The organism is Bradyrhizobium sp. MI1.7 (assembly GCF_055811795.1).
The window spans coordinates 1-324 of record NZ_JBVVPO010000277.1 but is presented as its reverse complement, the minus strand read 5'-3'; the positions used below and the strand labels follow the sequence as shown (position 1 = coordinate 324).

At 58.3% G+C, this 324-nt stretch carries 1 pseudogene; it reads right to left on the bottom strand.

What is annotated here, in order from left to right:
• Positions 1–271 (bottom strand): annotated as a pseudogene (locus tag AC0L3X_RS47505) (hypothetical protein); the annotation flags it as partial.
• Positions 272–324: the final 53 nt, after the last annotated feature.

Sequence of the window (324 nt, the reverse complement as noted above, 5' to 3'; positions counted from 1 at the left end):
TAGATCGGCGCGTTGAACGAGGAATCGTCAAACTTGAACGAGAGGTAATGGCGGGCCCTTCTTCGGAGCGCTTCGACCAAGCCGTGTCCATTTCAGTCCGGCCAACATAGCCGCGGTTGGGCGAGGTGCTCCGCTCGTCTTCGATCGTTCTTTTGCGGACGATTCCGCCCTTTGCGGCAAATTGTTTCTCTTTCTGCGCCGAACCGTTTCCACCCCTTGTGCAGCTCAACCGAGATTCGCCAAGTCTTCTCCCGAGATTGTGGCTCAGCACGCGGACGCACGTGGCCTCCTTGATGGCTTGATCTGGCCGAAGACCGGCTACGC